Source organism: Desulfovibrio piger, assembly GCF_012843875.1.
Classification (GTDB): Bacteria; Desulfobacterota; Desulfovibrionia; order Desulfovibrionales; family Desulfovibrionaceae; genus Desulfovibrio.
On sequence record NZ_JABAFY010000088.1, the window covers coordinates 1 to 4697 of the forward strand.

General features: G+C 62.4%; 3 protein-coding genes. 1 reads left to right on the top strand and 2 read right to left on the bottom strand.

All coding sequences use genetic code 11. The annotated features are described in order from the left end of the window. Window positions 1–142: 142 nt before the first annotated feature. Both HF854_RS12110 and fdhF read right to left on the bottom strand, forming a co-directional pair. Window positions 143–2062, bottom strand: a complete 1920-nt coding sequence (locus HF854_RS12110; protein ID WP_168936511.1) for a 4Fe-4S dicluster domain-containing protein — start codon at window positions 2060–2062, stop codon at window positions 143–145. A gap of 3 nt (window positions 2063–2065) precedes the next feature. Beyond that, the gene (fdhF, locus tag HF854_RS12115) at window positions 2066–4096 is read right to left on the bottom strand and encodes a formate dehydrogenase subunit alpha (protein ID WP_168936512.1); all 2031 of its coding nucleotides are present in this window, start codon (window positions 4094–4096) and stop codon (window positions 2066–2068) included. A gap of 196 nt (window positions 4097–4292) precedes the next feature. On the opposite strand from fdhF, the gene HF854_RS12580 reads away from it, so the two are divergent. Continuing rightward, the gene (locus HF854_RS12580; RefSeq protein ID WP_205906132.1) at window positions 4293–4538 is read left to right on the top strand and encodes a nucleotidyltransferase domain-containing protein; all 246 of its coding nucleotides are present in this window, start codon (window positions 4293–4295) and stop codon (window positions 4536–4538) included. Window positions 4539–4697 lie beyond the last annotated feature (159 nt).

The following is a 4697-nucleotide window of genomic DNA, read 5'->3' on the forward strand; positions in this document are numbered from 1 at the left end:
CGAAAATCTGTTTGTTTCATGGGACGAGATTACCACACCTTTTAAAATCAAAAAACATGCCGGACATCCTCTAAAGCCCATAAAATAAAAAAAGGGCGGGGACACATCGCGTCCCCGCCCTTTTCATACATATTGGCAGATCCTAGAACTCTTCCGGCAACTGCAGCATTTCCTCATAGGTGAACACGGGCCCGTCCAGGCACATATAGTGCGCCCCCACCTTGCAGTGGCCACACTTGCCCACACCGCAGCGCATGTGGGTCTCCAGCGAGGTGAAGATGTCCTTGCCGTTCATGCCGAGGCCCAGCAGGTCGCGGGCCACCAGCTTGATGCGGCGCGGCGAGGCACACAGGATGGCCCGGGCATTGGCCCAGTCGAAATCCAGTTCCGGCAGCAGGTCGTTGATATAGCCCACATGGGCCTGGACGGCATCCGTCGGCTTGGCCAGGGCATACTGCACGGTCACACCGGGGATCTTGCTCCAGTCCTTCAGATCCTGCTTGTAGACCAGGCCCTCATAGCGCGTGGCGCTGGCGATGATGGCGATGCGGCCGTAGCGTTCCCGCTCCTGGAGCAAGCGCACGATGATGGTCCGCACAGGGGCAAGGCCCACGCCGGACCCCACCACCAGCACGTCCCGTCCGGCAAAGGAACGGTAGGGGAAGCCCTTGCCGTAAGGTCCGCGCAGGCCGATAACATCCCCCACGCCAAGCTTGGCCAGGGCCGACGTCACCTTGCCCACTTTCTTGACGCAGAACTCGAACTGGCCGTCGTGCTGATCGCCGAAGGGGATGGACAGGGCCACTTCCCCCACGCCGAAGACCGTGACCATGAAGAACTGGCCCGTCAGACGGAAGGTCTCGGCAAGGCGTTCATCCATGTAACGGACCACATAGCGACGGATGTCCGGGGTCTCGTCATGGATGGCCACGATACGCGCAGGATAGGGCGTGAACAGCTGGGGGTCGATGCGGGTGGACGCCCGTTCCGGGATGGAGACCGGCATGGGCTTGCGCTGTCCCTCGGGCGGGCAGTCCTTCACCACGGTATCGGCTATCTTGCGGATGTCGATACCTGCGGGGCAGACGTCGATGCAGCGCCCGCAGCCCACGCAGCCTTTTTTACCGAAGCGGTCCTGGATGTAGACCAGTTTGTCCATGATGCGGTGGCGCACGGCGGCAGCCTTGCTGCGCGGATTGTGCCAGCCGGCATTACGCGTAAAGCCAGCCGTCTGGCAGGAGTCCTTGACGCGGACGCGGCGGCCCGACTGGGCATCCAGACGTTCCTCGTTGAACTGGAAACAGGTGCAGGTCGGGCAAACGGCCGTGCAGCCCGTGCAGCGGATGCAGGTGGGCGTGATCTCTTCCCACACCGGATGGTCGAAGCCCTGCAGCAAGGCCGTACGGATCTGGGAAAGGTCGGGCAGCTTCTGGAAAGAGTCCCGGCAATCCTTTTCCAGCTCGCCCAGCCGGGCACGCAGAGCGGCTTCGGTCACGGGACGGAAAAAGACCATGGCCTGCCCCACAAGGCTCTCGCCCTTGTCCGTGGCGCATTCCACCCAGCACAGATCGCCGTCCAGCGTCAGCATCAGGTCAAAGCCGCTGCGGGCAAAGGGGCCTGTGCCCGTGGCCGCGCAAAAGCAGCTTTTCCCGGGCGTACGGCAGTTCATGCCCACGATGGTGACGGCCTCGCGCCGCATGGAATAATTGATGTCCCGGTATTCGCCCAGGTAGAAATCATCCAGATATTCCAGAGCGGACACATCACAGGGGCGCATGCCGAAGATGACCGTCGGGGCCATGGCTTCCGCACCGGGCTCGGCCACATACGTACGTTCGTTGCCTTCCCAGCGGAACAGCACATCTTGATAGCCGTTCAAGACGTCCACCGGCGGCATGGCAAGGTTGGTATAGTCGAGGCACAGGCCCTTTGCCGGGACAAAGCTCTCCAGACGCGTGGTCCCGTCCTGTTCCTTGCAGGGGCACAGCACACGGGAGCCTGACTGCCAGGCGGTCAGCAGGGCGGGCAGGTCCGCCGGATTCATGGTATAGTATGCGGACATGGCTTAGACCCTCTCCAGCCTGACGGCGCTGATTTTGTATTCAGGGGTTTTGCTGACCGGATCCAGAGCGGTGCAGGTCAGCAGGTTGACCATGGCTTCGGCAAAATGCAGGGGAGCGAAGACCACGCCCTCGGGCACATCGTCCGTGATATGCATGCGCGAGACCACAGCTCCACGACGGCTGACCATGCGCAGGCGGGCGCCTTCGCGGATCTCCAGCTTTTTGGCGTCAGCGGGATTGATGTCCGTCACCAGCTCGGGCAGCTCACGCTCCAGCATGGCACAACGGCGCGTCATGGTCCCGGTCAGATAATGGGCATGGCGCATGCCGGTGCTGAGCAGGAAGGGATACTCCTCGTCCGGCAGTTCCGCCGGAGGCACATGCGGGATGGCGGCAAAAAGCCCCTTGCCGCGGGTGAAGCGCCCCTGATGCAGGATGGGCGTACCGGGATGGTCAGGCGTGGGACAAGGCCAGCACAGGCTCTTCCCTTCCAGACGGGCATAGCTCATGCCGCCCATGTTGGGGGCCAGGGAGCAGATCTCGTCAAAGACCTCCGAAGCCGAGGCGTAATGCATGTCATAGCCCAGGCGCCGGGACAAAGCCTGGATGATCTGGCCGTTGGTCCGCCCCGCCATGGGCGGGATGGCCTGACGCACGCGCTGCACGCGGCGCTCGGAGTTGGTGAAAGTACCGTCGGTCTCCGCGAACGACGCACCGGGCAGGACCATGTGCGCCAGTTCCGTGGTCGGCGTGGGGAAGATGTCGAGGCAGAGCAGGAACTCCGCCGACGACAGGGCCTTCACCACATGGCCGGAATCCGGGTCGCTGACCACGGGATTCTCGCCCATGATGATCATGGCCTTGAGCTTGCCCTCCTGCAGGCCGTGCATCATCTCCATGGCCGTCAGGCCGCGGAAAGGCGACAGGGAGCGTCCCCAGGCCGCCTCGAACTTCAGGCGGGCCTTCTCGTCATCCACGAACTGGTAGCCGGGATAATAGTTGGGCAATCCGCCCATATCGCAGGCGCCCTGCACGTTGTTCTGGCCGCGCAGCGGGTTCACGCCGGTACAGGGACGACCGATCTGACCGCAGAGCATGGACAGGTTGGCCAGGGAACGGACATTGTTCACGCCGCAGCGGTGCTGGGTGATGCCCAGGCAATAGACGATGGCGCTGGTCTCCGAGCGGGCATAGAGCTCCGCCGCACGGAACAGGAGCTCACGCGGCACGCCGGTGACTTCCTCGGTCCGCTCGGGCGTCCATTCACGCAGGCTTTCGCGCAGCTCGTCGAAGTTCTCCGTGCGTTCCGCGATGAAGGCCGCATCGTGCCAGCCATTTTCATAAATGATGTGCATCAGGCCGTTGACCAGCGGCACGTCCGTTCCCGGACGCAGGCGCAGGTGCACGTCCGCCAGGCGGGCAAGGTCCGTCCGACGGGGGTCGGCCACGATGAGTTTGCCGCCCTCACGATGGCAATGCATGAGCCGCATGCCCACCATGGGATGGGCGACCGTGGTATTGGAACCGATCACAAACAGACAGCTCGCCTGCTCCAGCTCGTCGAAAGAGTTGGTCATGGCGCCGCTGCCGAACGAAGTGGCAAGACCTGCCACAGTGGGGCCGTGTCAGAGACGGGCGCAGTGATCGATATTGTTGGTCCCCAGCGCGCAACGGGTGAGCTTTTGCAGCAGATAGTTCTCTTCGTTGGTGCAGCGGGCGGAGGTCAGCACGCCGATGCTGTCAGGGCCGTACTGGTCACGGATGCGGGCCAGCTCCCCGGCGGCATGATCGAGGGCGCTTTCCCAGTCCAGGGACTGCCAGCCCTGCTCCGTCCGCAGCAGGGGCGTTTTCAGACGGTCAGGGTGCTGTATGAATTCATGCACGTTCCAGCCCTTGACGCACAGCTTGCCCCGGTTGACCGGGCTGTCGGGCGTGGGCACGGAACGCTGAATGCGGCCTTCCGCAGTTTCCAGGGTCAGGCCGCAACCGCAGCCGCAATACGGGCAGGTTGTCGCCGTGTGACGAATATCCATAAGTCTCTCCGCGATATCACATCATGTCCGGGCCGGGACGGCACGCCTTTGTCCGCCACACTCCGGCATGAGCCTTTTTTCCAGCTTTGGAGTGGAAAATTTTGTCGTTTTTTTCCATAAAAAAAGGTGCCCAACATGTCAAAGAGAAAGGCTTTCTTTTCTTGACGACAGACCGGCACCACACAAGGAGACCCGCATGGACAACGCATCCCCCTGGCAAGCGATGGCCCGCGCCACGCAGGCAGAAGCCCGGGATATCGTGGCGGAACTGGACATAGAAGGACACTGGCGCCGGGCAGGCGCCGTGGTCCATGCCGTGGGCTCGTTCAGGACGGGCCTGCTGGTCCGGCACAGGGACATAGACTTCCATGTCTACACGCCGACTCTGGACCGCGACCTCAGCTTCCGTGTCATGGCGGCCCTGCCAGTTCCCCCTATCTGAACAGTCTGCACTTCGTGGACGGCAGCGCAACAGAAGAACGCTGTCTGGAATGGCATGGCACCTGGCAACGCCCCGGTGGCGCCCCCTAGATAGTGTCGTCAAATTCAAAAGTATGTTATAATCTCTTCACTTACAATGAGGAGAGACCATATGGCGGCA

Excerpts from the sequence above, each read along its gene's own strand:
- HF854_RS12110 (WP_168936511.1), bottom strand. The coding sequence starts at position 2,062 with ATGTCCGCATACTATACCATGAATCCGGCGGACCTGCCCGCCCTGCTG.
- HF854_RS12580 (WP_205906132.1), top strand. The coding sequence starts at position 4,293 with ATGGACAACGCATCCCCCTGGCAAGCGATGGCCCGCGCCACGCAGGCA.